The organism is Kitasatospora sp. NPDC127067, assembly GCF_042724755.1.
Taxonomy (GTDB): Bacteria; Actinomycetota; Actinomycetes; order Streptomycetales; family Streptomycetaceae; genus Kitasatospora; species Kitasatospora lactacystinica.
Map to the genome: position 1 here is coordinate 1 of NZ_JBHXEM010000069.1, position 24,533 is coordinate 24,533.

The following is a 24,533-nucleotide window of genomic DNA, read 5'->3' on the forward strand; positions in this document are numbered from 1 at the left end:
GTCGGTGGGCCTCCCGCTCCGCCGCACCGCCTCCGGTGGCGGTGAGGTGCAGTGGGGTCAGTAGGGCAGGGGCCGGTTCTCGCGGGCCCACGCGCGTTCGGCCTCGCTGCGGGGCGGGGGCGGGGCGATGCCGTCCGTCATCCACAGGTCCTGGGGCGTCTCGTCGATGTGGAACTCGCAGTACAGGCCGCGCTCGGCGGTGTGGGGTGCGAGGAGGGCGGCGAGGCTCTCGCGGGTGTGCCGGCGCGCCTGCGGGTCCGCGTTGTGGCGGGCGATGTGCTCGACCACGATGCGCACCGCGCTGTCGGCCGGTTCGCCGCCGACGTGGAAGGAGTCGGCGGCGATCTCGTGGAAGAGGGTCATGACGTAGAACCTCGGCAGCCCGATGCGGGTGTAGAACCCCGTGACGTCGCCGGCCAGTTGACGCTTCTGCTCGGGGGTGTAGGTGCCGGGAGGGTGGTAGACGTGCCACAGCGGCATGGGGTGTGCTCCTCGGTGTCGGTGTCGGTGTCGGTGTCGGTGTCGGTGTGCGTCGGTGCGCGTCGGTGCGCGTCGGTGCGTGCCGGCCCTGGTGCGTCGGTCCCGGCGCGGGGGTCAGCGGCCGATGCGCACGGTGAGGCCCTCCACCGGCCCGGACAGGGCGGCCTTGACGGCCCGGGTGGCGTCGTCGACGAGGACCTCGCTCTCGCCGCGCGCCAGGGCGTCCAGCACGATCCGGGCGACCTCGGCCGGCGGGACCTTCTCGACCGGGAGGGCCGCGACCATGTCGGTGTCCGCGAAGCCCAGGTGCACGCCGAGGACCTGGGTGTGCTGGGCGGCGAGCTCCAGGCGCAGGGAGTTGGTCAGCGACCACAGCGCCGCCTTGGACGCCCCGTAGGCCCCGGCGCCCGCGCCCCAGGACAGCAGCGAGTGGACGTCCACCAGCGCGCCCCCGCCGCGCGCGGCCAGCACCGGCGCGAACGCCCGGGCGACGCGCAGCGGGCCGAGGACGTTGGTCTCGAAGGTGGCCCGGACCTCCTCCAGGTCACCGGTCAGCAGCGGCCCCGGGTACAGGACGCCGGCGTTGTTGAAGACGATGTCGACGTCGTCGGCGGTGGCGGCCGCGGCGGCCACCGAGGCGTCGTCGGTGACGTCCAGGGCGAGGACCTCCGCCCGCGGGTCGCCGCCGGCGCCGGGGGAGGGGGTGCGGGCGGTGGCGTAGACCTTCCCCGCGCCGCGCGCCAGCAGCTCCGAGACGAACGCCCGGCCCAGGCCGCGCAGGCCCCCGGTCACCAGGACGGTGGAGCCTTCGATCACGGTCATGCGCATCTCCTCGCTCTTGGGGCGGCACCGGCCGTGACTGGCGGCGCCGCAGCGTTTAGATTATTACCATCATCTAAATGGGATGGGAAAGTGGACCCCAGGAACACCACCCGGGAACACCGCCCGGAGCACCGCTCGGGAACAGCACCGCCGTCCGACACGAGGAAGGGAGCCGCGGCATGCCCCGCGTCTCACGCGCCGAGGCCGAACGCAGCCGCCGCCGCGTCATCGACCACACCGCCCGCCTGATCCGGGAGAAGGGCCCCGACCAGGTCAGCGTCCCCGAGGCGATGGCCGCCGCCGGACTCACCCACGGCGGCTTCTACCGGCACTTCGCCTCCAAGGACGACCTCCTCGCCCAAGCCCTCGCCGCCGCCTTCACCGAACGCCGCGAAGCCATGGAACGACTCGCCGACCGGCCCGGCGACCAGCCCGCCGGCCGGCCCGGCGACCAGCCCGCCGGCCGGCCCGGCGACCGGCCCGCCGACGACCGCACCCCCCGCGCCGAGTTCCTCGACCGCTACCTGTCCGAACCGCACCGCGACCACCCCGGCCACGGCTGCGCCGCCGCCGCACTGGCCGCCGACGCCGCCCGCACCGAACCCGGCTCCCCCCTGCGCACCGCCTACACCGCCGGACTGCACGAACTCGTCGACGCCCTGGCCGCACTGCCCGAAGGCGCCGGACGGCAGGAGACCCTCGCCGACCTGTCCACCATGGTCGGAGCACTGCTGCTCGCCCGCGCCAGCGACGACACCGCACTGTCAGAGGAGTTCCTGACCGCCGCCCGCCACCGCCTGGCCGGCGGGGACTGGGCGGACGGGGGCGGCGACGGGGCACCGCGGACCGCATAGGGTCCGTACGTGACCGGGCGGACCCGGACGGAACCAGCGGAAGGACGGACCGTGCCGATCAGAGGCGTGATCTTCGACGTCGACGACACCCTGTTCGACTACTCGGGCTCGGAACAGGCGGGCATCCTCGCCCACCTGCACCACCTCGGCCTGCTGCACCGCGTCCCCGACCCGCAGAGCGCCGTGACGCTGTGGCGTGAGGTCATGCAGGAGCAGTACGCCCGCTTCCTGGCCGGCGAACTGACCTTCGCCGGGCAACAGCGCGAACGCGCCCGCCAGTTCCTCGCCCGCCTCGGCGAGGACACCGCCACCATGCCCGACGGGACCGCCGCCGCCTGGTTCGCCGGCTACACCGCCCACCGCAACGCCGCCTGGACCGCCTTCCCCGACGCCGCCCCCACCCTCGCCGCCCTCGCCCCCACCCACCGCCTCGGGATCGTCTCCAACGCCCCGATCGACCAGCAACGCCCCAAACTCCACGCCACCGGCCTGTTGCACCACTTCGACGACACCGCCCTCGTCGGCTCCGACCGGCCCGGCGAGGCCAAACCCGACCCCGCCATCTTCTGGACCGGCTGCGCCCGCCTCGGCCTGCCCCCGCACGAAGTCGCCTACGTCGGCGACAACTACGACCTCGACGCCCTCGGCGCCCGCAACGCCGGCCTGCACCCCTTCTGGCTCGACCGCACCGCCACCCGCACCGCCCCGGTCGACGACGGCATCCACGTCCTGCACACCCTCACCGCCCTGCCCGCCGCCCTCCACCCCTGAGCCGGGCCGTCCCCGCGCACAGAAAGTCGGCCGGGCCGACTTTTGGCGCAGGCGGGAGGAGAAGCGGGGCCGGGTGAGCGCGCGGGAAGTCGGTGTGGCCGACTTTTGGCGCCGAGGTGGGGCTCGGGTCCGAAGCCCGTTCATCACCCGGGCCCGTGCTGCGTGTTGCCCGTGGTTGGTTTCGCCTGTCGGCCGGGCCTGTGTGCGGTTGTTGTGGGGGAGTGGGAAGTCGGCGGGGCCGACTTTCCGCGCGCCGGCTGCTCCCGGGGGCCGGGGTCAGTCGGTGAGGCCGAACATGGTGCGGCAGTCGGCGCTCAGGCCGGTGACGGTGACCGGGGTGCGGGCGTGTTCGGCCCAGGCCTCGGAGCTCAGGCGCAGGCGCTCGGAGACCACCACCCGCCCGTCCAGGACGTCCCGGTCGATGCCGTCGCCGCGGTAGCCGAGCTTGCGCGAGACGGCCAGGGAGGAGTGGTTGTCGGCGAAGGAGAGCGAGGTCGCCGAGCGCGCGCCCAGCTCCGCGAAGGCCAGGTGGAGCATCGCGGCCCGCATCTCGGTGCCCAGGCCCTTGCCCTGGTGCTCCAGGCCGAGCCAGGAACCGGAGACGATCTCGCGCCGCACGCCGAACTCCTCGGCGCGCATGTCCTGGATCCCCACCGGGCGTCCCTCGTGGAAGGCGACCAGGTCCAGCGCCCAGTGCTGCGTGCTCCAGCGGCCCAGCCGTGCCCAGTGCGACTGCATCACGTGCCGGGCGCGTTCGGCCGGCGGCAGCTCGCCCCACGGCGTCAGGAACGGACGGTCCTGGGGCAGGTGGACGCCGCGCGCGGCGACGTCCGCCACCTCGGCGAGTTCGTCCTCGGTGGGCAGGCGCAGCTCCAGGCGGGGCGAGGTCACGCGCAGCCCCCGCAGGGGCCAGTGGTCGGTGATCATCGAACCAGTGTGCCCAGCGGGCGCACGGCCCGCACCGCCATTTCCACCCGGCTCGCCGCCCCCCGCGTCCCGCCTCCGCTCGCCACCAGCGCATCCCGCCCCGCGTCCCGCCCCGGGTGTTCCGCCCCGCTTTACGCCTTCCGGGCGATACCGACAGTGACCCAGCTTGACGCACAGTCACCTAAGGTCATGTTATGAGTGCACGAAGTGATGCTCTGCTCGTCGGAGAACCGCCACCCCCGCACCGTCTGCCCACCCTCACCGCCCTGCGCTTCGCCGCCGCCCTCGCCGTCTTCCTCTTCCACGCCTTCCTCGTCACCGACCCGCTGCGCCCCCGGGCCCCGCTCGGCTTCTTCGCCGACCCCCGCCTCGCCGCCGCCCTCGCCCACGCCACCTCCAAGGCCGGCTACGCCGGGGTCTCGTTCTTCTTCGTCCTCAGCGGCTTCGTCCTGACCTGGTCCGCGCGGGACGGTGAGCGCCCCGCCGCGTTCTGGCGCCGGCGCCTGGCCCGGATCTACCCCAGCCACCTGGCGATGTGGGCCGCCGCCGCCCTCCTGTTCGCCTGGGCCTGCCCGGTGCGGGTCTGGCTGCCCAACCTCCTGCTCGTGCACGCCTACTCGCCCGACCCGAACATCAACTCGGGTATGAACATGCCCAGTTGGTCGCTGTGCTGCGAGGTCCTGTTCTACCTGCTGTTCCCGCTCCTGCACCGCGCCGTACGGTATCTGCCCGAAGGTGCTCTGCGCCCGGCCCTGGCCGCCGTCCTGCTGGTGGCCGCGGCCGTCGCGGGAGCCGACGCCGCCCTGCTGCCGGCCCACCCCCGCATCCCCCAACTGCCGGTGTCGCTCGACCAGTTGTGGTTCGGTTACCTCTTCCCGCCGGCCCGGCTGCCGGAGTTCGTCCTGGGTATGCTGCTGGCCCGGGCCGTCGCCGCCGGTCTCGCCCCGCGCATGCCCCTCGCCCCCGCCGCCCTCCTCGTCGCGCCCGCCTACGCGCTCACCCTCACCGTCCCCTCGCCCTACGACTTCGTCCTGCCGATGGCCCTGCCGATCGCCCTGGTCATCTGCGCCGCCGCCCACCACGACCTGCACCCCGGCGGCCCGCGCCCCGCGCCGCGCCGCCTGGCCCAGTGGCTGGGCGGCGTCTCCTTCGGCTTCTACCTCTGCCAGGGCGTCGTCCTCTTCCACGGCCGCCCCCTCGTCCTCGGCGACCGCACCTACCCGACCCCGATCGCGGTCCTGCTGACGTTCGCCGCGTTCGCCGCGACCCTGGCCGCCGGGGCCCTCGTCCACACCCTGGTCGAACGCCCGGCGGTACGGTGCCTCGCCCGCCGCCGTGGCACGGCGGGGGGAGACCTGGATAGGCTCCGCCCATGTCGAGCCGGCACCGATCGAGGGGATTCACCGCCGCCCGGCTCTCGATCATCGACGAACTGAGCATCCTCCCGTTTCCCGAGCGGGAGGTCCGGCCGGGGACGGACCGTCGATGGGGTGGGCCCGGACACCATGTGGCAGTGCTCGGGGAGAGCCGGGACTTCTGGGACGACCGCAGCGAAGAGATCGTCGAGGCGGCCGAACAGGAGCTGGAAGCCGACCTCCACGCACTGACGGCCGTTCTGGCCGACCGCTGGGGAGATCCGGCGACGGTCGAACTGTGGCCGTATCTCGGGTTCGACGACCCGGATCCCGAATCGGCGGCTCCGGAGCCGCTGGGCTTCCTGTGCAACGTCGCCGGCACCATGCGCGTGTGGTGGCTGCCGTCCGGCGGCCGTTGGCTCGCGTTGGCCATCGGCCAGGCCGATCCGGAGTTCCCGTTCGAGCTGCTGGCCGCCGTCGGTGAGGAGTCCTCGCTTCCGCGCTGAGCCGCGGCGCGCAGGGCCGCCGTTCCGGCGGGCCGCCCGGTGGCGGCAGGTGGCGGCCGGTGCCGGTGCCGGTGCGGGGGGCCGTCAGTGGCCGGGGGTGGGGCGGTCGAGGGCGGCGACCTCGCGGACGGCGTCGGCGATGGCGCGGAAGTCCTTCTTCAGGATCGCGCCGTGGTTGCTGGGGACCTTCGCGCTGATCTCGATGTGCGGGTTGCGCTCGGTCACCGCGGGCAGGGCCGCGCGGATGATCTCCTGCTCCTCGCCCTTGCTGCCCAGGGACACCCCCGAGGCGACCACGTACCGGGTCGGGACGGTGACGGCGTCCAGCACCGGGCCCAGTGCGCCGGCGCTGCCGATCCTGCCGAGCTCGATGTTGCAGTCGGACATCTGCCGGTGGGTCATCCGCGGGGTCAGGCCGGTGGGGCGCATCAGCGCCATGAGCGGCGCCCACTGCCGGAACTGCCTGCGGATGCGCTGCTCCATCTCCTCGGTGAGCCAGTCGTAGGGCTGCGCGCCGTCGACCAGGACGGCGCCGATGGTGCGCCGCGGGTTGCGCGAGGCCTGGTGCGCGCCGAGGAACGCCCCGTAGGACCAGCCCACCAGCAGGGCCCGCTCGACGCCGCGGGCGGTGAGGACGGCGTCGATGTCCCGGACGGCGGCCTCGAAGGAGTAGTCCGCGGAGCGCTTCGACCGGCGGCCGCGGGCCCGCTCGTCGTAGGTGATGTGCCGGAACCGCGGGCCGAGTTCGGTGATGACGCGGCGCCAGTAGCCCTGGGTGGCGAACTGGCCGTTGAGGTAGAGCACGGGCAGGCCCGGGCCGCCGGTGTCGGTGACGGCGAGGGCGGTGTCGTCGACCGGCAGCATGCCGGTCCACGCGCTCGGACGGGTGGTGGGTGTCGCGTTGCCGGTCATGGTGTCCCCCTGGAGCTGGATGGTGTCGGCCCGGGCGGGGCCGGGGTCAGAGGCTGCGGGCGGTGATGTCGCCGTGGGAGGTGGTGGCGCGGATGTCGAGCACGGTGGTGCCGTCGTTGCGCAGGGTGTTGGCGATGCGGCCGTGGCCGGTGCCGGCGTCCAGGGCGGCCGGGACGCCGGCGGCGGCGCCGACGGTGATGCTCCCGGCCTGGGTGGTCAGCTCGACGGTGCCGCGCCGGGCCTCGGTGATCCGGATGTCGCCGCGGGTGGTGGCGATCCGGGCGGGCCCGGTGAGCCGGCCGACCTCGACATCGCCGTCGACGGCGGTCAGGTCCAGGCTCGCGGCCTCGTCGACCTTGGTGGTGCGGTACGCGCCGTCGAAGGCGACGTCGCCGAGGCGGCCGACGACGCGCAGTTCGGCGGCGGCGGCCCTGCCCCGGACGGCGGAGCCGGCCGGCAGCTGGACGGTGACCTCCAGGGAGCCGGTGGGGCCCAGGAGCTGGTGGCCGGCCGCGGCGGTGGTGATCCGCAGGACGCCGTCGGCGAAGGCGACGTCGGTGCGCTCGGCGGCCTGGACGTCGCGGTTCTTGCCGGCCTCGGCGGGCCGGACCTCGACGGTGGTGTCGCCGCGCTCGGCGGCGATGAACCGGACGCGCCCGCCGGGGATGTCCAGGACGACGGTGATCGGGGCGGAGGTGTCGAACTTCTGCATGGTGCGCTCCTGGGTGGATACGGGGGTGGGTGCGGGCTCGGGCCCGGTTCCGGGCCTGCCCCGTCGGTGTTTCCGACGTTGGAAACGCTACGTTGCTTTCAAGATCTCGGCAACTAGTTCGTTGCGTCAAAACAGCATTGCGGCAGGTGAATGACAGGAAACTGTTGCAACGGATGTGTCGATGAATGCAACGGCGACCGTTGCGACCATTGCAATGGGTGGAAGGTGAACGCTATGGTGGGGCCGTCGACCGGTGACCCCACCGGCAAGCACGCCGCGAACCGTGCGGCGAACCGTGCCGCGAACCGTGCGGCGACGACCACCGAGGAGAACGCGATGCCCGGAGGCAGGCTCACCCAGCAGGAACGCCGACAGATCGCGCTGGGGCTGGCCGACAGCCTCCCCTACGCCGAGATCGCCCGGCGCCTGGAACGCCCCACCTCCACCGTCACCCGCGAGGTGATGCGCAACGGCGGCCCCCTCGCCTACCGCGCCGACCTCGCCCACCGCGCCACCGAACACCGCGCCCAGCGGCGCCGGCCCGCCACCCCCGGCGCACAGCAGTCCGGCCCGCAGCCCCACGGGCGCGACAGCGAGGCCGTGGCCGCCTACGAGGAACAGTTCACCACCGTCCTGATGGGCTCGGGCCTCAACCGGATGGGCGCCCGGGTGATCACCTGCCTGTCCACCACCGACGCGGGCAGCCTCACCGCCGCCGAACTCGCCCAGCGCCTGCAGGTCAGCCCGGCCTCCGTCTCCAAGGCGATCGCCTTCCTGGAGAGCCAGAGCCTGGTACGCCGCGAACGCGACGAACGCCGCCGCGACCGCTACATCGTCGACGACGAGCTCTACTACCAGGCCGTCATCGCCAGCGCCCGCGCCAACGACCGGGTCATCGAAGCCGCCCGCCAGGGCGTCACCGTCCTCGGCCCCGGCACCCCCGCCGCCGTCCGCCTGGAGAACATCGCCCGCTTCCTCGACTTCATCAGCGAGAGCATCGTGCGCGCCGCCGACCAGGCCCGCGAAGTCCTCCACACCAAGCCGGCGTCCACTGCGGGCAAGGAACCGGAGTAGGAAGCCGGAGCAGGAAGTCGGACCCGCCGACTTCCCACTCCGCGGCCGTGAGGGGTCAGGCCGCCCGGCGCAGGGCGGCCTTCTCGATCGTCCGGATCCGCCGCCACGTGTACACCCACGCGTCGATGTCCCGCACCCCGCAGATCTGCAGGTAGTGCCGCACCTTCTCCATCTGCGGAAGCACCGAGGCGTTGAGCATGTCGGAGATCGTGCTGCGCCGCAGGACCTTGCCGTACGCCGTGTGCCGCTGCCGGTGCAGCCTCTCGCTGCGCTCCTCCAGCCGGCGCAGCGACGGCTCGCCGGCCCAGATCCTCACGTCCTCCAGGCCCGCGACGAACTCCTGCACGGTGGAGAACATCACCGGATCGGGTTCCCCCGCGGCCGGGACCGGCACGCGCCAGTCGGGGGCGGGGCGCTCCTCGGGGGCGCGCTCGTCGGCGGGGCGCTCGGCGGCGGCGCGCCGAGCGGTGGCACGGGCTTCCTCGGCCGCATCACGGTGGAGGAGCAGCACGTGCTGCTGGTCGCGACTGCTCACGCCCATCCCGTCCAACAGTGCTTTCAGCGACCGCTCCGAGGGAAGCATCTTCCCCACGAGCATGCTGCTCGCGGTGGTGACCGACAGATCGCGTCCTCTGACGATCGAGCTCAGGGACGGCAGACCTGCCAGCAGGCGCTGTTGCCGCAGTTCGGCGACGAGCCGGGCGCGGGCGGGAGGGATCCCCGTGCGATCCGGCGTGCTCATCGCCGCCCCCGGGCGGCCGTGCCGGAGGCCTCGACCGAGGCGGTGACGACGACGGTGACCAGCGCCTCGACGGTGTACCCGAGGACGATCAGGGCGATGACGCCGGCCAGGGCGACCGCGAGGAACGCCGCGGACAGCGCGGCGCGCCGCAGGTCGTGGCTCTCGGCGTACTGCGCGGGCGGCGGCGTGCGCCGCACCGCGCATCGGAACTCGAACAGCACTGTGATCCCTCTCTGAACCCTCAACCCGGACATGGGGATTGCCGTCCCCTGGGCCGCCCGGCGGGCGGCTGGGTCAGATCATGCGCGGGCCGTGAAGGCCCGCGCAAGTTCCTTCCGGTGGGCGTGACCGGCGTCAAAAGGAGACCTGGCGAGGGGATTTGACGGCTTCTCGGGACGGCCTCGGACACCGCCGCGCCGGCGCCGGGACCCGCGCGTCCGGGGTCGTCCGAAGCCGTCCGCGTACCTGCGGGCGCAGTCGCGGGATCGCGCCTGCTCGGGGCGATCGGGCGTCCGAAGGCGTCCGAGAGCGTCCGAAGTCGTCCGGCCGGCTTGGTCGGAGCCCCGCCGGCTGCCACAGTGCAACCCGAGAGCCCTTCCCCTCAACCCGGACGGTCTCCCCGGGCGGAGCGCTGTTGCCGCAGCCCCGCCGTGACGCGGATCACATCGAAGAAGGCCTGCCCCGTAACGGGAGCAGGCCTTCTTTCCGTTCCCCGAGGGCAGCGGTTCAGGGGGTGAGGACCAGGCGGCCGCGCAGGTTGCCCGCTTCCAGGCGGCGGTGGGCGTGGGCGGCGCGGGTCAGGGGGAGGGTGTCGGCGACCCGCAGGGTGAGGCGGCCGTCGGCGACGAGGGCGCAGAGGCGGGCGAGGGCGGGGCCGTCGGCGGTGATCCACACGTTGGCGACCCGGATGCCGCGCAGGGCCGCCGGGGCGCTGCCGGCCGCGACCGCGACGAAGGCGCCGCGACCGCGCACCGCGCCCAGCGCCCGCACGCCCAGCAGGGCGGCGTCGATCGCGCCGTCGACCCCGCCGGGCACCGACTCCCGTACGGCGGCGGCCGCATCGGGCGCCGTGCGCGGCACGAACCACTCGGCGCCGAGCCCGCGCACCAGCGGCTCGTCGCCCTCCCCGGCCAGTGCGACCACCCGCAGGCCGCGCAGGACGGCCAGTTCGACGGCGAAGCCGCCGACCGCGCCCGCGGCGCCGGTGACCAGGACGGTGGAGCCGGCCGGCAGGTCGAGCAGGTCCAGGGCCTGCAGCGCGGTGAGGCCGTTCAGCGGCAGCGTCGCGGCCTGCGCGAGGGTGGCGCCCGCCGGGGCGGGGGCCAGGGTGTCCGCGTCCAGGACGACCCGGTCGGCGTAGGTGCCGAGGTCGGTGTCCAGGCGGTCGCGCAGGCCCACCACCGGCTGCCCGGGGGCGAACCGCGTCACGCCAGGGCCGACGGCGTCCACCGTCCCGGCCACGTCCCAGCCGATGCCGGTCACCGCCCGGGGCGCCATCAGCCCGGCCGTGGCGAGCACCCCGGAACGGGTGACCGCGTCCACCGGGTTGACCCCGGCCGCCGCCACCCGCACCCGCACCTGCCCGCGGCCCGGCTGCGGCAGCGCCACCTCCACCAGCTCCAGCACCTCGGGACCACCGAACTCCCGCACCACCACGGCACGCATCGCACCCACACCCCTCGCGCCTCGGCTCGCGCCATCGGCTCACGCATCGGCAACTCCACCCAACCTAAGGAGAGTTACTCTCCATGGGGAAGGACGCACCCGAACGTGCGTACCGTACGGAAAGGAGAGTGGGCCGGTGCCCACCACGACCGCCGCCCAGCGCCGCGCCGCCGAGGCCGCCGACTACGACGCCTACCTCGCCGAGTGCCCGGCCCGCCAACTCCTCGACCGGATCGGCGACAAGTGGGCCAGCCTCGTCGTCAACGCCCTCGCCGACGGGCCGCTGCGCTACAGCGGCCTGCGCCGGCGCCTGGCCGGGGTGAGCGAGAAGATGCTCACCCAGACCCTGCGCGCCCTGGAACGCGACGGCCTGGTCGGGCGCACCGTCACCGCCGGGGTGCCGGCCCGCGTCGACTACGCGCTCACCGCGCTCGGGCGCGACCTGCTGCCGCTCGTGCGGCAGATCAAGGCCTGGGCCGAGTGCCACATGCCGCAGGTGCTCGCGGCGCGCGCCGCGTACGACGACGGGCGCCAGGCGCCGGGCTGACCCGAACGCCGCCCCGGCCGGGCGGGCCGACGGCCGGGGTGGGCCGGCCGGCCGGTGGGGGAGGCGGACCGGGGCGCAACCTCCGGTGGGCCGGCTCGTTGGGCCGTACGGGTCGGACCGACCGGCCCGGGGCGGGAGCGTGCCGCCCCCGGCCCCGACGCCGGGCACACCCGGCTGGCGGTGCAGAGCGACCTGGGCACCAGGCTGATCTCGGAGATCGAGGAGGGCTGACGGGCCCGCCGGGCGCCCGTGCCGCCGCCCCGGCCGCTGTCACGCCAGGGCGGCGGCCAGGCGCTCGGGCAGGGTGGCGTACGGGCGGCAGTCGACCACGGGCAGCGCGTGGGCGCGGGCCTGGTCGGCGAGCCAGGTGCTGTAGCGGGCGCTGACGGCGGCGCGCTCGGGCTGCGGGCCCGAACCGGGCTCGCGGTCGGCGTAGTTGGCGCCGATGCGCCGCGGGTCGTCCTCGTGCAGGAAGACCGCGCGCACGCGCCGGCCCTGCCCGGTGGCCTCGGCGGCGGCGCGGGCGGCGGCGGCCGGGGTGAGGTAGTCGCCCTCCACGATCGCGGGCACGTCCACGGTGAGCCGGTTGCGCACGACGCCCAGCAGCGCGTCGTCCAGGGCGCGGGCGGTGGCGATCTGGAGCTCCAGGACGCGGTCGGCGGGCAGCGCGTCGGGGTCGGGCACGGTGGCGAAGTGGTGCAGGCCGGGGTGGCCGGCGGGGGTGGTGGCGGCCTGGAGGGCGGCCACGACGTCGTCGAACTCGACCACGAACGCGCCGTGCCGGGCGGACAGGCGGGCGGCGGCGCGGCTCTTGCCGATGCCGGACGCGCCGCCGATCAGCAGGACGTCCCACGGGCTTTCGTCGGTATGCATACCGGCACGGTAAGCGGTCCGGGGTGCGGGTGGGCTCTGTGGGGTGGGGGAGGCGGCCCGGCGGGTGCCTCCCGGCCCGGCCCCCGGCGCCCGGCAGCCGGCCCCGGCCCGGTCCGTGGTCCGCCGCCCGTACAACCCCGCTGCGGGCGGCGGCAGCGGCGAAGGCGGCGATGGCGAAGGCGGCGGTGGCCGTCGGGTCAGGCCCGGTGGTGGGTGGCGGAGCGGCGCACCGCCCAGGGCAGGACGAACCACAGCACGGCGAAGACCAGCGCGATGGCGCAGGTGATCGGCACCGCCGGCACGGTGCCGAGGACGACGTCGAGGACCAGCAGCACGGCGCCGGTCAGCGCGCAGGCGAGCAGCAGCAGGCCCACCTGGGCGATGCGGGCCGAGACGTCGACGATCCGCGCCTTGCCCGGGTGGCGGTACAGACCGCGGTGCAGGGCGACGGGGGTGGCCAGGACGGCCGAGGAGACGACCGACAGCAGCAGGGTGACGATGTAGATGTCCTGCTGGGCGTCGGTGAGTTGGGGGAAGCGCGGGGTGAAGGCGACGCCGAGCAGGAACGCGAAGACGATCTGCACGCCGGTCTGGAGCACCCGCAGCTCCTGGAGCATCTCCACCAGGCGCCGGGCGGCCCGCACCTCCGGGTTCCGCCAGCCGGGCGGGGGAGCGGAGGAGTGCCGGCGGTGCGGCGGCGGGGCGTCGGGCGGGGGAGTCTCGCTGGCCATGCGTCAGCTTCTCACGGCCCGCCGTCACCGCACCGCTCCGTACGGCCCGCGTCCCCGGCGCCCCCGGCGCGGCTTCCACCGGTGCGGCTTCCACCCGCGTCCCCGGTGCCGTCCAGGCGGTGCTGCCAGGCGGTGAGCAGGCCCTGCAGGGCGGCGGCCTCCTCGGTGCTCAGGTGCGCCAGCAGGCGGTGCTCGTTGCGCAGGTGGGCGGTGAACGCCTCGTCGAACAGGCGCCGGCCGGCGTCGGTGAGGGCGACCACGCGCCCGCGCCGGTCGTCCATGGCGGGGCGGCGGGTGACCAGCCCGGCGCGCTCCAGCCGGTCGATCCGCTTGGTCATCGCGCCGGTGGTCACCATCGTGTGCGCGGCCAGCTCGCCCGGGGCCCGTTCGTACGGGGCGCCGGCGCGGCGCAGCGCGGCGAGCACGTCGAACTCGCCCTCGCCCGCCGCCGCCCGCACGGCGCCTGGTGGTGGCGCAGCGCCCTGCTCGGCCTGCTCAACACCGCCGCCTTCTTCGTCCTGCTCTACCTCGCCTCCCAACTGCTGCCCACCAGCGCCGCCGCCACCCTCATGGCCGCCTCCCCGCTGGCCCTGCTGCTCACCGCCTGGGCGCTGGCCGGGCAGCGGCCGCGCCGCGCGCACCTGGCGGGGTCGGTGGTGGGCCTGGCCGGGGTCGCCCTCGCGCTGGCCGGAACGGGGGAGGGGATCGGCTGGGCCGGGCTGGCGGCCTCCGCGGCCGCGATGCTGGTCTCCTCCGTCGGCTACGTGCTGGCCGCCCGCTGGCGCGAGGGCGCCGACCCGCTCACCGCCACCGCCTGGCAGCTGACCGCCGGCGGCCTGGTGCTGCTGCCGCTCGCCGCCGCCGCCGAGGGTGCGCCCCCGCCGGCGGACGGGCCCACCCTGCTCGCCTTCGGCTACACCACCGTGGTCGCCACCGCGCTCGCCTTCACCTGCTGGTTCGCCGGACTGCGCCACCTGCCGGCCGGCACGGTGGGCCTGCTCGGACTGCTCAACCCGCTCACCGGCGTGCTGCTGGGCACCGCGCTGGACGGCGACCCCTTCGGGGTGCGCCAGGGCGCGGGACTGGCGCTGGTGGTCGCCGGCATCCTGCTCGGGCGCCCGCGCGCCGGCGCGGCCGCCGAACCCGCCGCCGAGCCCGCTCCCGCCGCCGAGCCCTCTGCCGGTCCCGAGGCCGGCCCCGCGGCCGCCCGCTTGCCTTCCGGCCGGACCACATGATCCGATGGCGCGAGCATCGCGTGCCGGTGACGGACTGCGTCAGGCATGGAGGTGCGGAACCGAAGGGACCGCCACCCGTGGCCTCCCCCTCCACCGGCCGTACGGCCGCCCTCAGCCTGCAACTCTCCCGCGCGCACCAGGACTTGCGCCGCCGCCTCGCCGACCTGCGCACCAACCTCGGCCGGCCCCGCCGCCCGGACGGCGACGGCAACGAACTCCTCACCCACTGCCTGGCCTTCTGCACCGCCCTGACCAACCACCACCAGGGCGAGGACACCGGCCTGTTCGCCCAACTCCTGCAAGAACGCCCCGACCTGGCACCGACCATCGGCAAACTCGTCGAGGACCACGGCTTCATCACCCACATCCTCACCCGGGTGCGCCACCTCGCCGACCGGGCCGCCGACGCCGTCGTCCAGGGCGCCACCGGCGCCGACCTGGAGGCGATCGGACGCGAACTCGACGGACTCGCCGCCATCATGGACTCCCACTTCGCGTACGAGGAACGGGCCATCGGCGCCGCCCTGGACGCCGGGGTGCGCGACGACGGCTGGTCGGAGCCGGTGCTGCGCTTCCGGGCACCGCAGGACCCGGCACCGCAGGACCCGGCACCGTAGGACCCGGCACCGTAAAACCCGTCGCACCGGCCGGCCCGCCTTCCCTACACTCGCCACGCGGCCGCGCCCCGACGCGCGGCCCGCCGCGACAACGTGACAACCACGACGACCGCGACGACGAACGGGACGAGAGAGGGGGCGGGCGGCCATGCCGAAGCAGAGCGCCGCCGCCCCCTCTCCCGCGTCGCGGTACGAGGTGATCCTGGTGTCCTCGGCCTTCCGGTGCCCGCTGCGCGGCCGGCACCGGAGCAGTGCCGCCACCGTCTGACACCGGCCTGTCCGGCCGTAACCCCATTCCGTGGTCATGAATCCGACGATCCGTCGGCACTGCTGGAATCGCGCGCCCACCCCACGAGCGGAACCGCCTCGAAAGGCACCCGGGCCATGCGCACCCACACCACCACCCGCAGCACCACCACCGCCGCCGCGACCGCCGGCATCGCCGCCGTCCGCAACCTCGGCATCCTCGCCCACGTCGACGCCGGCAAGACCACCGTCACCGAGCGGATCCTCTACCTCACCGGCACCACCCACAAGCGCGGCGAGGTCCACGACGGCACCACCGTCACCGACTTCGACCCCCAGGAGCGCGACCGCGGCATCACCATCTTCGCCGCCGCCGTCAGCTGCGCCTGGGCCGGGCACCGGATCAACCTCATCGACACCCCCGGCCACGTCGACTTCGCCGACGAGGTCGAGCGCTCCCTGCGGGTGCTCGACGGCGCGGTGGCGGTGTTCGACGCGGTCGCCGGTGTCGAGCCGCAGAGCGAGTCGGTGTGGCGCCAGGCCGAACGCCACGGCGTGCCGCGCATCGCCTTCGTCAACAAGCTCGACCGCGCCGGCGCCGACCTGGACGCCGCCGTCGCCGCCATCCGCGAACGCCTGCATCCGCGCCCGCTGGCCGTCCACGTGCCCATCGGCGCCGAGGAGTCGTTCACCGGCGTCGTCGACCTGGTCGGCCTGCGCGCCCTCACCTGGGACGACGACGGCACCCTGCACGAAGGCCCGGTCCCGGCCGGCCTCGAAGCCGTGGCGGCCGAGCGCCGCCGCGCCCTGGAGGAGGCGGTGGCCGAACTGCACCCCGAAGCCCTGGAGGAGTTCTGCGCCCGCGCCACCCTGGGCGCCGACACCCTCACCGCGGCCCTGCGCGACCTCACCCGCACCGGCGAGGTGGTCGTGGTGCTGTGCGGCTCCGCCTACCGCAACCGCGGCATCGAACCGCTCCTGGACGCCGCCGTCGCCTACCTGCCCTCCCCGCTCGACGTCCCGCCCACCCGCTCCGCCGACCGCGCCCAGCAGCGCGACCCCGACCCCGAACAGCCCCTGACCGCCCTGGCGTTCAAGGTCACCTCCGCCCCGACCGGGCGGCTGACCCACCTGCGCCTGTACGCCGGAACCCTCCACAAGGGAGCCACCGTGCTCGACACCGCCACCGGCCGCCGCGAGCGCGTCGCCCGCATCCTCACCGTCCTGGCCGACCGCCACACCGAGACCGACAGCGCCCGCGCCGGCGACATCGTCGCCGTCGTCGGCCCCAAGCACACCCGCGTCGGCGCCACCCTGTGCGACGCCGACCACCCCATCGTCCTGGAGGCCCCCGTGAGCGCCGAACCGGTCGTCACCGTCGCCGTCGAGGCCCGCCGCGCCGCCGACACCGACAAACTCGCCGCCGCCCTCGCCCGCCTGGCCGAGGAGGACCCCTCGCTGCGCGTGGCCACCGACCCGGAGACCGGCCAGCGCACCCTGTCCGGCCTGGGCGAACTGCACCTGGAGGTCGCGGTGGAGAAGGTCCGGCGCGAGGCCGGCGTCGAGGCGGTCGTCGGGCGCCCGCGCGTCGCGCTGCGCGAGGCCCTCACCGAGGGCGTCACCGGCTTCACCTACCGGCACGCCAAACAGGACGGCGGCGCCGGGCAGTTCGCCCACCTCGTCCTCGACGTCCACCCCCTGCCGGCGGGCACCGAGGGGGAGTTCGCGTTCACCTCCACCGTCACCGGCGGACGGGTGCCGCGCGAGTACGTGCAGGCCGTCGAGGCCGGCTGCCGCGACGCCCTGGCCGAGGGCCCGCTCGGCGGGCACCCGGTCACCGGCGTCGCCGTCACCCTCACCGACGGGGCCACCCACCCCAAGGACTCCTCCGAGCTCGCCTTCCGCACCGCCGCCCGCCTCGGCCTGCGCGAGGCCCTGCGCGCCTCGCGGATGCACCTGCTGGAACCGCTGGCCGAAGTGAGCGTCACCGTGCCCGAGGACGCCCTCGGAACCGTCCTGGGCGACCTCGCCGCCCGCCGCGGCCACGTCCGCTCCACCGAACCCGGCCACGGCGCCACCGCCCGGGTCGGCGCACTGGTGCCGCTGGCCGAACTGTTCGGCTACGCGGGCCGCCTGCGCGGCCGCACCCAGGGCCGCGGCACCTTCACCACCCGCCCGGCCGGCTACGCCCCCGCGCCCACGCCGGCCGGCTGAGCGGCACGGACCGGCTGAGCGGCACCGGCCGGCTGAGCGGTGTCGCCCGGCCCTCCCCGTACCGGGAGGGCCGGGCGGCGTCCGCTACAGAGCCCCGGCGTCGGCCGCCGCCCACGCCGACGGGTACAGCGGACGCCAGCCCAGCTCCCGGCGCGCCGCCGCCGTGGACACCTGTCCCTCCCACGGGTCGAACGGGTCGGACGGCTCGTCCGGCTCGGCCGGTGAACTGCCGGGGTGCGTCCGACCGTTGAGCGCGTACAGGTCCCAGGCCGTCAGCGGCGCGTCGTCGCCGACGTTGTACGTGCGCCCCTCGATGCCGGGCGTCACCACCGCGCGCCACAGCGCCCGCGCCACGTCCACGTGGTGCACCACCGCCAGGCGCTGGTGCGCGGGCCAGTTCGCCGCCCAGTGCAGCGACTGCGCCAGGTGCGGATCGCCCTGCCCGTACACGAACGCCAACCGGGCCACCACCAGCGGCAGTTCGTCCCCCAGCGCGCGCAGCCCCGCCTCGGCCTGCGCCTTGGACGCCGCGTACACCCCCCATGCCGGATCCGGTGCGAGCCGGTCGCCCTCCACAGCGGGGCGCCCCAGCCCCCGCCCGTACACCAGGTTCGTACTGGTGTGGACGAACCGCCGCACCCCGGCCTTCGCCGCCTCCCGCCCCAGGGCGACGGCCGCGTCCCGGTTGACCGCCCACGCCGCCTCGTCCGGCACCCCGCGCAGCGCCGCCGCCACGTTCAGCACCACCTCGGCGCCCTCCAGCGCCCGCGCCCGGTCCGCCTCCTCGCACAGGTCGCCGACCACCACCTCCACCCCGTCCAGGGCCCGCGCCTTCGCGGCGTCCCGCACCAGCACCCGCACCGAGGACCCGTCCGCCTCCGCCCACCGCACCAGCCGCGGCACCAGCCTGCTGCCCACCGAGCCCGTCGCGCCCGTCACCAGGATCGTCGCCATCGTCCGCCTCCTCCAGGAGAGTTGATCACCTTCGACACCCACCACCCTGCCCGCGCCCCGAGCGGTGCGGCAGAGACCTCCCGATCCAGGGACCGCCGATCCCTGGCTGGGGGCCCTGGCGCTCGCACGGCACTGGGCGCCACCGGCCCGCGCGCCACCGGCCCCGGGCGCCACCGGCCCCGGGCGCAGGGCGGGCCGGGGCCGGGTGAAAAGCGGTCGCGCTCCCGGCGGGCGCGCCGTAGCGTGCGCGCGTGGACGACGAGGATCCGAAGGAAGTGGTCCGGCGCGGGTACGACGCGCTGTCGGAGCACTACGAGCGGGCATTCGGCAGCGGGACGAAGTACGGACCGTGGATCGAGGAGTTGCTCGGCCGGCTCCCCGGGGCCGCGGCCGTCCTGGACATCGGGTGCGGCACCGGGGTTCCCGTGGCCCGGTCCCTGGTCGCGGCGGGTCACCGGGTGACGGGGGTCGACATCAGCGAGGTCCAGATCCGCAGGGCCCGGCAGCTCGTGCCGGGCGCCGACTTCATCCGGGCCGATGCCACGACCCTGGAGCTTCCCCGGGGCCGCTTCGACGCCGTCGTCTGCCTGTACGCCCTGATCCATGTTCCGGTGGAGGAACAGCCGGCCCTGCTGGAGCGGATCGCCCACTGGCTGCGGCCGGGAGGCTGGTTCCTGAGCACCACCGGGCACCGGGCCTGGACCGGCACCGACGAGAACTGGCTCGGCGGCGGGGCCGCGATGTGGTGGAGCCACGCCGACGCCGCCACCAACCGCGGGTGGCTCGTGAGCGCCGGCTTCGACGTGGTCCACGAGGAGTTCGTGCCCGAGGGCGACAGCGGCCACGTCCTGTTCCGGGCCCGGCGCCGCGGACACCCACCGCGCGCCGACGGGTGACGACGTCCGCGAGCGGGGGACCGCCGGTCCCTGGTGGCGGCGGGCTCCGGCGGGCCATGCTGGGGGCATGATCGACCGAGCGGCACTGGCCGACTTCCTCACCCGCACCCGGGCCCGGCTCGCCCCCGCCGACCTGGGGCTGCCGCCCGGGGTCCGGCGGCGCACACCGGGGCTGCGCCGGGAGGAGGTGGCGCAGGTGGCGGGGCTGTCGGTGGACTACTACGCGCGCCTGGAGCAGCGGCGCGGCCCACAGCCCTCGCCGCAGCTGCTCGCGGCGCTGGCGCGGGCGCTGCGGCTGAGCGAGGACGAGCGCGACCACCTGTTCCGCCTCGCCGGGCACGAGCCGCCGCGCCGGCACGGGCCGCTCGGGCACGTGCGGCCCGGGCTGCTGCTGATCCTGGACCGGCTGCACGACACGCCCGCCCAGGTCGTCTCCGACCTCGGCGACGTCCTCGCGCAGAACCCGATGGCCACCGCCGTCTTCGGCGACGTCACCGCGCTGGCGCCCGAGCGGCGCAACCTGCTGCTGCGCTGGTTCACCGAACCGGGCGTCCGGGCGCTGTTCCCGCCCGAGGACCACGAGGACCTCGCCCGCGCCCACGTCGCCTCCCTGCGCGCCGCCCGCACCGCCCGCCCCGGGGACCGGCGCGCCGCCGAACTGCTGGAGCAACTCCTCGCCAGTGGTGAGGAGTTCACCGCCTGCTGGGAGCGCCACGAGGTCGCCCGGCGGCGCAGCGGCCGCAAGCGGGTGCTGCACCCGGTGGTGGGGCCGCTGGAGCTGGAGTGCGAGGTGCTGGCCGCCGGCGGCGAGGACCAGCTGCTGCTGGTGCACACCGCCGCGCCGGGCGGCGAGTCGGCCTCCCGTCTGGAGCTGCTGCGCGTCGTCGGCGTCCCGGCGCCTGCCTGACCGCGCCCGCCTGACCGCGCCCGGGCCGCCGGGGCGGGGCAGTGGCGCGATCCGGGGCGGGGGGCAGCCGGGACCCGCTGCGGCGCGATCCGGGGCGGGGCCCGTAGGCTGGGCCGGGCCGTCGACGGTACAGACCGTCACCAGTAGGGCGGAACGCGACAGAAACGGGCAGGCAGGGGCACATGCAGTTCGACGACCAGGGCGACCTCGACACCTCGCAGGTGGACGACCGGCGCGGCATCCCGGGCGGGAAGATCGCCATCGGGGGCGGGGCCGTGGGCCTGATCGCGGTGCTGTTCGCGGTCGTCCTCGGGGTCGACCCGCAGCTGCTGGGCCTGTCCTCCGGCTCCGGCTCCTCCTCCAACTCCTCCGGCGTGCGCACCGCCGGCGAGGCGCAGCAGGCCTGCAAGACCGGGGCGGACGCCAACAAGCGCCAGGACTGCCGGATCGTGGCGGTCACCAACAGCCTCCAGGAGTTCTGGCGCACCGAGCTGCCGCGCGCCGCCAAGGTCCCGTACAAGAACGCCGAGACGGTGCTGTTCACCGGCCAGGTCTCCACCGCCTGCGGGGCGGCGACCTCGGCGGTGGGCCCGTTCTACTGCCCCGGCGACAAGAAGGCCTACTTCGACCTGGGCTTCTTCAACGAGCTGTCCGCCCGCTTCGGCGCCAAGGGCGGTCCGTTCGCCGAGTCCTACGTCGTCGCCCACGAGTACGGCCACCACATCCAGAACCTCACCGGCGCCATGCAGAAGGTCGGCAACGACCGCCAGGGTGCCACCAGCGGCTCGGTGCGCCTGGAGCTGCAGGCCGACTGCTACGCCGGGGTGTGGGCGCACCACGCGACGACCACCCCGCAGCCCTCCACCGGCCGTCCGCTGATCGCCTCGCTCACCGACCAGGACATCGCCCAGGGCCTGGACGCGGCGGCGGCGGTCGGCGACGACCGGATCCAGCAGCAGGCCACCGGGCGGATCAACCCGGAGGCCTGGACGCACGGTTCCGCCGAGCAGCGCAAGGCCTGGTTCACCACCGGCTACCGCAGCGGCGACTTCGCCCAGTGCGACACCTTCTCGGCCGCGAAGCTGTAGCAGCACTCGAACGGGGGGACCGGCCGTCAGAAGCCGCCGTCCGCCTGCCTGCCGCCCGCCTGCCGGCCGTCAGAAGCCGCCGCAGCCCGTCCGTCGCCCGCTGTCCGACCGCCGCCCGCCCAGTCCCAGCCCGCGATCGCCTCGCGCAGCAGTCGGGCGCCGGCGGGCAGGCGGGCCTGCGCGTCCCAGAACAGGGTCAGGGAGCGCCGGCAGTCGGGGCTGTCGACGCCGACCCACACCAGCGGCAGGCGGGTGGCGGTGCGCCGGGCGACGGCGGGCACCAGGCCGATGCCCAGGCCCGCGCTGATCAGTTCGGCGATGGCGCCGGCCTCGTCGCTCTCGCAGACGATCCGCGGCACCAGCCCGCGGGCGGCGAACAGCCGGTCCAGCAGGCGGCGTTGCCAGTGGCCGGGGCGGGCGGCGATGAACGGGCGTTCGGCGAGCTCCTCGACGCCCACCGAGGTGCGGCCGGCCAGCGGGTCGCCCACCGGGACGGCCAGCCCCACCTCCTCGTCCAGCAGCGGCACCGACTCCAGGCCCTCGGCGGCGACGGGCTGGGAGAAGACGGCGAGGTCGACGTCCTGGGCCCGCAGCCGCCGCGCCGCCTCCCGCGCGGACAGCTGGTGCAGCTCGATCTCCACCCCCGGGTGGCCGCGCTTGAACGCCGCCAGCGGCCCACTGAAGGCCAGGAACGTCTCCGAGGCCAGGCGCACCGTGCCCAGCCCCTGCCCGGCGGCCTCCGCCACCGCCCGTCGGCCCGCCTCCAGTTCACCGAGCGAACGCTCCGCGTAGCCGCGGAACAGGTGCCCGGCCGCGTTCAGCCGCAGCCGCCCGCCCCGCTCGAACAGCGGGGTGCCCAGCTCGGCCTCCAGCCGGGCGATGGAGCGGCTCAACGAGGGCTGGGCGACGCGCAGTTCCTCGGCGGCCCGGCTCAGGTGCTCCAGCCGCGCCACCGCCAGGAACTGCGCGAGCGTGTTCAGGTCCACCGACGCCCCCATGCCCGAGGCGTCATAACGCCATAGCAATATTGATCTTAGACAGGATAACCGGACGGTCATAGCGTCATGGGCGGGGCCGCGCACCGGCGCACAGCGCGGCCCGGCAACGGTTCGAGGAAGGACGCCCATGGCCATCGCCGCCGACAGGACCCCACCGGAGCCGAAGGCCCGGTCCGCCGCGGGGGAGCGGACCGGGCCCGCCGGACGGACCCTGCGCGCCCTGGCCGCCGCCCACACCGCCGCCGTCTTCGGCCAGCCCGTCTTCGCCGGCGTCTACCTCAGCGGCGACTACGACGCCCTCACCTGGCACGCCGCCGGCGCCAACGTCGTCACCTCCCTCGGCTACCTCCAGCTGATCGCCGCCCTCGTGGTGTGGATCCGGCTGCGCCGCGGCTGGCCGGCGGCCGCCACCCTCGCCGTCGTCGCGGCCGAGACCGTCCAGTACTTCGCCGGACGCGACGGCGCCCTGTGGCTGCACCTGCCCCTGGGCGTGGCCACCATCGCCGCCACCGTCGTCCTCACCATCGCCCTGTGGCGCACCCCGCTGCCCGCCCGCCGCCCCGCCCGCCGTCCCGCCCGCCGGGAGGACGGCCGTGACTGAACCCCGCCCCGGCCGCCCGCTCGGCATGACCCGCCGTCAGATCCTCGGCATCGGCGGCGCGTTCGGCCTGCTCACCACCACCGGCCTCGCCACCGCCGCCACCCTCGCCCGCCGCCCCGCCACCACCGGCGCCCAGCTGCGCAGCACCGCCGCCCTGCCACCCCCCTACCAGGTGCCGCTGCCGCTGCCCGCCGTCGCCAAGCCCCTGTCCACCGACGGCGGAGCCGACCGCTACGAGATCGTCCAGCGCGAGACCGACGCCGAGATCCTCCCCGGCCTCACCACCCGGCTGTGGACGTACGGCGGAACCTTCCCCGGCCCCACCATCGAGGCCCGCCGCGGCCGGCCCGTCACCGTCACCCACCGCAACGAACTGCCGGTACCCACCGTCGTCCACCTCCACGGCGGGCACACCCCCGCCGACTCCGACGGCTACCCCACCGACCTCGTCCTGCCCGCCGGCTGGCCCGAGACCCCCCACGTCATGCCCGGCATGCAGGGCGCGGACGGCATGCCGGGCATGGGCGGCGCCATGACCGACCCCCGCGCCGTCACCAGCCGCCGCAAACGCGACTACACCTTCCCCAACGACCAGCGCCCCACGCTGCTCTGGTACCACGACCACCGCATGGACTTCACCGCCCCCGCCCTGTGGCGCGGCCTCGCGGGCCTGCACATCGTGCGCGACGACGCCGAGGACGCCCTCGGCCTGCCCGCCGGCCCCCGCGAGATCCCCCTGATGATCACCGACCGCGCCTTCGCCGCCGACGGCGCCCTGACCTACCCCTCCCTCGACCCCACCCTGCGCGAGCGCCCCGGCGTCACCGAACCCCACCTCGCCGGCGTCCTCGGCGACGTCGTCCTCGTCAACGGCGCCCCCTGGCCCGTCCACGAGACCGACGCCGCCCGCCACCGCCTGCGCCTGCTCAACGCCTCCAACGCCCGCCACTACGAGATCGAGGCCCGCACCGAGGACGGCCGCCGCCTCGACCTCGTCCAGGTCGGTGCCGACCAGGGCCTGCTCGCCACCCCCGTCACCCACCAGTCCCTGCCCCTGGCCCCCGCCGAACGCCACGACCTCGTCGTCGACTTCGCCGCCGCCCCCGTCGGCTCCCTGGTCCGCCTCGTCAACCGCCTCGGCACCGGCCGCACCCGCGACATCATGGCCTTCCGCATCACCCGCCGCCCCGCCGCCGACGACAGCCGCATCCCACCCGTCCTGTCGACCGACCTGCCCGACTGGCACCGCCAGGACGCCGTGCGCACCCGCGACTTCGCCTTCCGCGCCGGCCGCATGAACGGCGGCCACGGCTGGCTGATCGGCGGCCGCCCCTTCGACCCCGCCCGCACCGACGTCACCGTCCCCCTCGGCGACACCGAGATCTGGCGCCTGATCGCCGACGTCCACCACCCCGTCCACCTCCACCTGGTGGGCTTCCGCATCCTCACCCGCGGCGGCAGGCCCCCGCTGCCCCACGACGCCGGCCTCAAGGACACCGTCTCGCTGCGCCCGGGGGAGTCCGCGGAGATCATCACCCGCTTCGACGGCTACCGCGGCCGCTACCTCTTCCACTGCCACAACGCCGAGCACGAGGACATGGGGATGATGGCCAACCTGGAAGTCGTCTGACGGGCCGGCCCGGGCCCGCTCACCCGGAGGCATCCGGCCCGTGCGCCTTGACCTGCCCATTGCGCGGGCCGCACCCACCGGGCGCACGGGCGGGTGCCGGGGCCCGAGGGGTGCGCGGCGGGGCCGGTCGGCGCCGGTCGGGACAGGGCGAACGCGACCGGAATGCAGCCTTCCGT

The 24,533-nt window shown here is 75.3% G+C and carries 26 protein-coding genes and 1 pseudogene; 14 read left to right on the forward strand and 13 right to left on the reverse strand.

Going from position 1 to position 24,533, the window contains the following annotated elements:
• Positions 1-57: 57 nt before the first annotated feature.
• Together ACFWJ4_RS25245 and ACFWJ4_RS25250 are read right to left on the reverse strand one after the other, a co-directional pair.
• Positions 58-480 carry a tautomerase family protein gene (locus ACFWJ4_RS25245; RefSeq protein ID WP_359906373.1) on the reverse strand — a complete coding sequence of 141 codons (423 nt, stop codon included), beginning with the start codon at positions 478-480 and terminating at the stop codon, positions 58-60.
• 114 nt (positions 481-594) lie between these two features.
• Positions 595-1,302: an SDR family oxidoreductase gene (locus ACFWJ4_RS25250; protein ID WP_380547221.1), complete on the reverse strand. Its 708-nt coding sequence runs from the start codon at positions 1,300-1,302 to the stop codon at positions 595-597.
• Between the two features lie 179 nt (positions 1,303-1,481).
• Here ACFWJ4_RS25250 and ACFWJ4_RS25255 point away from each other — a divergent pair, with 179 nt between their 5' ends.
• Both ACFWJ4_RS25255 and ACFWJ4_RS25260 read left to right on the forward strand, forming a co-directional pair.
• Positions 1,482-2,156 carry a helix-turn-helix domain-containing protein gene (locus ACFWJ4_RS25255; protein ID WP_380547223.1) on the forward strand — a complete coding sequence of 225 codons (675 nt, stop codon included), beginning with the start codon at positions 1,482-1,484 and terminating at the stop codon, positions 2,154-2,156.
• A gap of 51 nt (positions 2,157-2,207) precedes the next feature.
• A complete protein-coding gene (locus ACFWJ4_RS25260) occupies positions 2,208-2,927 on the forward strand; it encodes an HAD family hydrolase (protein ID WP_380547225.1) in 720 nt (239 codons plus the stop codon).
• 276 nt (positions 2,928-3,203) lie between these two features.
• Here ACFWJ4_RS25260 and ACFWJ4_RS25265 read toward each other — a convergent pair whose 3' ends face one another.
• Positions 3,204-3,854, reverse strand: a complete 651-nt coding sequence (locus ACFWJ4_RS25265; protein ID WP_380547227.1) for a GNAT family N-acetyltransferase — start codon at positions 3,852-3,854, stop codon at positions 3,204-3,206.
• A 194-nt stretch (positions 3,855-4,048) separates the two neighbouring features.
• Between ACFWJ4_RS25265 and ACFWJ4_RS25270 the strand changes: the two genes are divergently transcribed.
• Complete coding sequence (locus ACFWJ4_RS25270) at positions 4,049-5,290, forward strand: acyltransferase family protein (RefSeq protein WP_380547229.1); 1,242 nt, start codon at positions 4,049-4,051, stop codon at positions 5,288-5,290.
• Positions 5,227-5,715 carry a hypothetical protein gene (locus ACFWJ4_RS25275; protein WP_380547231.1) on the forward strand — a complete coding sequence of 163 codons (489 nt, stop codon included), beginning with the start codon at positions 5,227-5,229 and terminating at the stop codon, positions 5,713-5,715. Before ACFWJ4_RS25270 ends, ACFWJ4_RS25275 begins: the two co-directional genes overlap by 64 nt.
• An 84-nt stretch (positions 5,716-5,799) precedes the next feature.
• Here the strand turns inward: ACFWJ4_RS25275 and ACFWJ4_RS25280 are convergent, their stop codons facing one another.
• Together ACFWJ4_RS25280 and ACFWJ4_RS25285 are read right to left on the reverse strand one after the other, a co-directional pair.
• Entirely contained in the window at positions 5,800-6,627 is an 828-nt protein-coding gene (locus tag ACFWJ4_RS25280; protein ID WP_380547233.1) for an alpha/beta fold hydrolase, read from the reverse strand.
• Between the two features lie 46 nt (positions 6,628-6,673).
• Complete coding sequence (locus ACFWJ4_RS25285; RefSeq protein ID WP_380547235.1) at positions 6,674-7,339, reverse strand: DUF4097 family beta strand repeat-containing protein; 666 nt, start codon at positions 7,337-7,339, stop codon at positions 6,674-6,676.
• 336 nt (positions 7,340-7,675) lie between these two features.
• Between ACFWJ4_RS25285 and ACFWJ4_RS25290 the strand changes: the two genes are divergently transcribed.
• Complete coding sequence (locus tag ACFWJ4_RS25290; protein WP_380547303.1) at positions 7,676-8,413, forward strand: helix-turn-helix domain-containing protein; 738 nt, start codon at positions 7,676-7,678, stop codon at positions 8,411-8,413.
• Between the two features lie 55 nt (positions 8,414-8,468).
• Here the strand turns inward: ACFWJ4_RS25290 and ACFWJ4_RS25295 are convergent, their stop codons facing one another.
• From ACFWJ4_RS25295 to ACFWJ4_RS25305, 3 genes are all read right to left on the reverse strand, one after another.
• Positions 8,469-9,155 carry a hypothetical protein gene (locus ACFWJ4_RS25295; RefSeq protein WP_380547237.1) on the reverse strand — a complete coding sequence of 229 codons (687 nt, stop codon included), beginning with the start codon at positions 9,153-9,155 and terminating at the stop codon, positions 8,469-8,471.
• Positions 9,152-9,376: a hypothetical protein gene (locus tag ACFWJ4_RS25300; RefSeq protein ID WP_380547239.1), complete on the reverse strand. Its 225-nt coding sequence runs from the start codon at positions 9,374-9,376 to the stop codon at positions 9,152-9,154. Before ACFWJ4_RS25300 ends, ACFWJ4_RS25295 begins: the two co-directional genes overlap by 4 nt.
• A gap of 505 nt (positions 9,377-9,881) precedes the next feature.
• Positions 9,882-10,820 (reverse strand): NADP-dependent oxidoreductase, encoded by a 939-nt coding sequence (locus ACFWJ4_RS25305; RefSeq protein ID WP_380547305.1) that lies wholly within the window; start codon positions 10,818-10,820, stop codon positions 9,882-9,884.
• 136 nt (positions 10,821-10,956) lie between these two features.
• Between ACFWJ4_RS25305 and ACFWJ4_RS25310 the strand changes: the two genes are divergently transcribed.
• Entirely contained in the window at positions 10,957-11,367 is a 411-nt protein-coding gene (locus tag ACFWJ4_RS25310; RefSeq protein ID WP_380547241.1) for a winged helix-turn-helix transcriptional regulator, read from the forward strand.
• A gap of 270 nt (positions 11,368-11,637) precedes the next feature.
• Here ACFWJ4_RS25310 and ACFWJ4_RS25315 read toward each other — a convergent pair whose 3' ends face one another.
• The 3 genes and pseudogenes from ACFWJ4_RS25315 to ACFWJ4_RS25325 all read right to left on the reverse strand — a co-directional run.
• Positions 11,638-12,240 carry an AAA family ATPase gene (locus ACFWJ4_RS25315; RefSeq protein WP_380547242.1) on the reverse strand — a complete coding sequence of 201 codons (603 nt, stop codon included), beginning with the start codon at positions 12,238-12,240 and terminating at the stop codon, positions 11,638-11,640.
• A 197-nt stretch (positions 12,241-12,437) separates the two neighbouring features.
• Positions 12,438-12,971 (reverse strand): DUF6328 family protein, encoded by a 534-nt coding sequence (locus ACFWJ4_RS25320; protein ID WP_380547244.1) that lies wholly within the window; start codon positions 12,969-12,971, stop codon positions 12,438-12,440.
• A gap of 11 nt (positions 12,972-12,982) precedes the next feature.
• Positions 12,983-13,414: pseudogene (locus ACFWJ4_RS25325) on the reverse strand (MarR family winged helix-turn-helix transcriptional regulator); the annotation flags it as partial.
• Between ACFWJ4_RS25325 and ACFWJ4_RS25330 the strand changes: the two are divergent.
• The 3 genes from ACFWJ4_RS25330 (at position 13,331) to fusA (ending at position 17,283) form a co-directional block, all read left to right on the forward strand.
• Positions 13,331-14,206, forward strand: coding sequence for a DMT family transporter (locus tag ACFWJ4_RS25330; protein WP_380547246.1), 876 nt, complete (start codon positions 13,331-13,333; stop codon positions 14,204-14,206). The pseudogene ACFWJ4_RS25325 and the gene ACFWJ4_RS25330 sit on opposite strands and share 84 nt — an antisense overlap.
• Before the next feature lie 77 nt (positions 14,207-14,283).
• Positions 14,284-14,823, forward strand: coding sequence for a hemerythrin domain-containing protein (locus tag ACFWJ4_RS25335; RefSeq protein WP_380547248.1), 540 nt, complete (start codon positions 14,284-14,286; stop codon positions 14,821-14,823).
• A gap of 384 nt (positions 14,824-15,207) precedes the next feature.
• Positions 15,208-17,283 carry an elongation factor G gene (gene fusA, locus ACFWJ4_RS25340; protein WP_380547250.1) on the forward strand — a complete coding sequence of 692 codons (2,076 nt, stop codon included), beginning with the start codon at positions 15,208-15,210 and terminating at the stop codon, positions 17,281-17,283.
• Positions 17,284-17,367: 84 nt separating this feature from the next.
• On the opposite strand, the gene ACFWJ4_RS25345 is transcribed toward fusA, so the two are convergent.
• A complete protein-coding gene (locus tag ACFWJ4_RS25345; RefSeq protein ID WP_380547252.1) occupies positions 17,368-18,237 on the reverse strand; it encodes an NAD-dependent epimerase/dehydratase family protein in 870 nt (289 codons plus the stop codon).
• 251 nt (positions 18,238-18,488) lie between these two features.
• Here ACFWJ4_RS25345 and ACFWJ4_RS25350 point away from each other — a divergent pair, with 251 nt between their 5' ends.
• The 3 genes from ACFWJ4_RS25350 (at position 18,489) to ACFWJ4_RS25360 (ending at position 21,128) form a co-directional block, all read left to right on the forward strand.
• The gene (locus ACFWJ4_RS25350) at positions 18,489-19,133 is read left to right on the forward strand and encodes a class I SAM-dependent methyltransferase (protein WP_380547254.1); all 645 of its coding nucleotides are present in this window, start codon (positions 18,489-18,491) and stop codon (positions 19,131-19,133) included.
• Positions 19,134-19,203: 70 nt separating this feature from the next.
• On the forward strand, positions 19,204-20,040 hold the full coding sequence (locus ACFWJ4_RS25355) for a helix-turn-helix transcriptional regulator (protein ID WP_380547307.1): 837 nt from the start codon (positions 19,204-19,206) through the stop codon (positions 20,038-20,040).
• A 182-nt stretch (positions 20,041-20,222) separates the two neighbouring features.
• Positions 20,223-21,128 (forward strand): neutral zinc metallopeptidase, encoded by a 906-nt coding sequence (locus ACFWJ4_RS25360; RefSeq protein WP_380547256.1) that lies wholly within the window; start codon positions 20,223-20,225, stop codon positions 21,126-21,128.
• Positions 21,129-21,154: 26 nt separating this feature from the next.
• Here ACFWJ4_RS25360 and ACFWJ4_RS25365 read toward each other — a convergent pair whose 3' ends face one another.
• On the reverse strand, positions 21,155-22,114 hold the full coding sequence (locus ACFWJ4_RS25365; protein WP_380547258.1) for a LysR family transcriptional regulator: 960 nt from the start codon (positions 22,112-22,114) through the stop codon (positions 21,155-21,157).
• Positions 22,115-22,253: 139 nt separating this feature from the next.
• On the opposite strand from ACFWJ4_RS25365, the gene ACFWJ4_RS25370 reads away from it, so the two are divergent.
• Entirely contained in the window at positions 22,254-22,727 is a 474-nt protein-coding gene (locus ACFWJ4_RS25370) for a hypothetical protein (RefSeq protein WP_380547260.1), read from the forward strand.
• Positions 22,720-24,357 carry a multicopper oxidase family protein gene (locus tag ACFWJ4_RS25375; RefSeq protein ID WP_380547262.1) on the forward strand — a complete coding sequence of 546 codons (1,638 nt, stop codon included), beginning with the start codon at positions 22,720-22,722 and terminating at the stop codon, positions 24,355-24,357. The genes ACFWJ4_RS25370 and ACFWJ4_RS25375 overlap by 8 nt, the downstream gene beginning before the upstream one ends.
• The last annotated feature ends 176 nt before the right edge of the window (positions 24,358-24,533 follow it).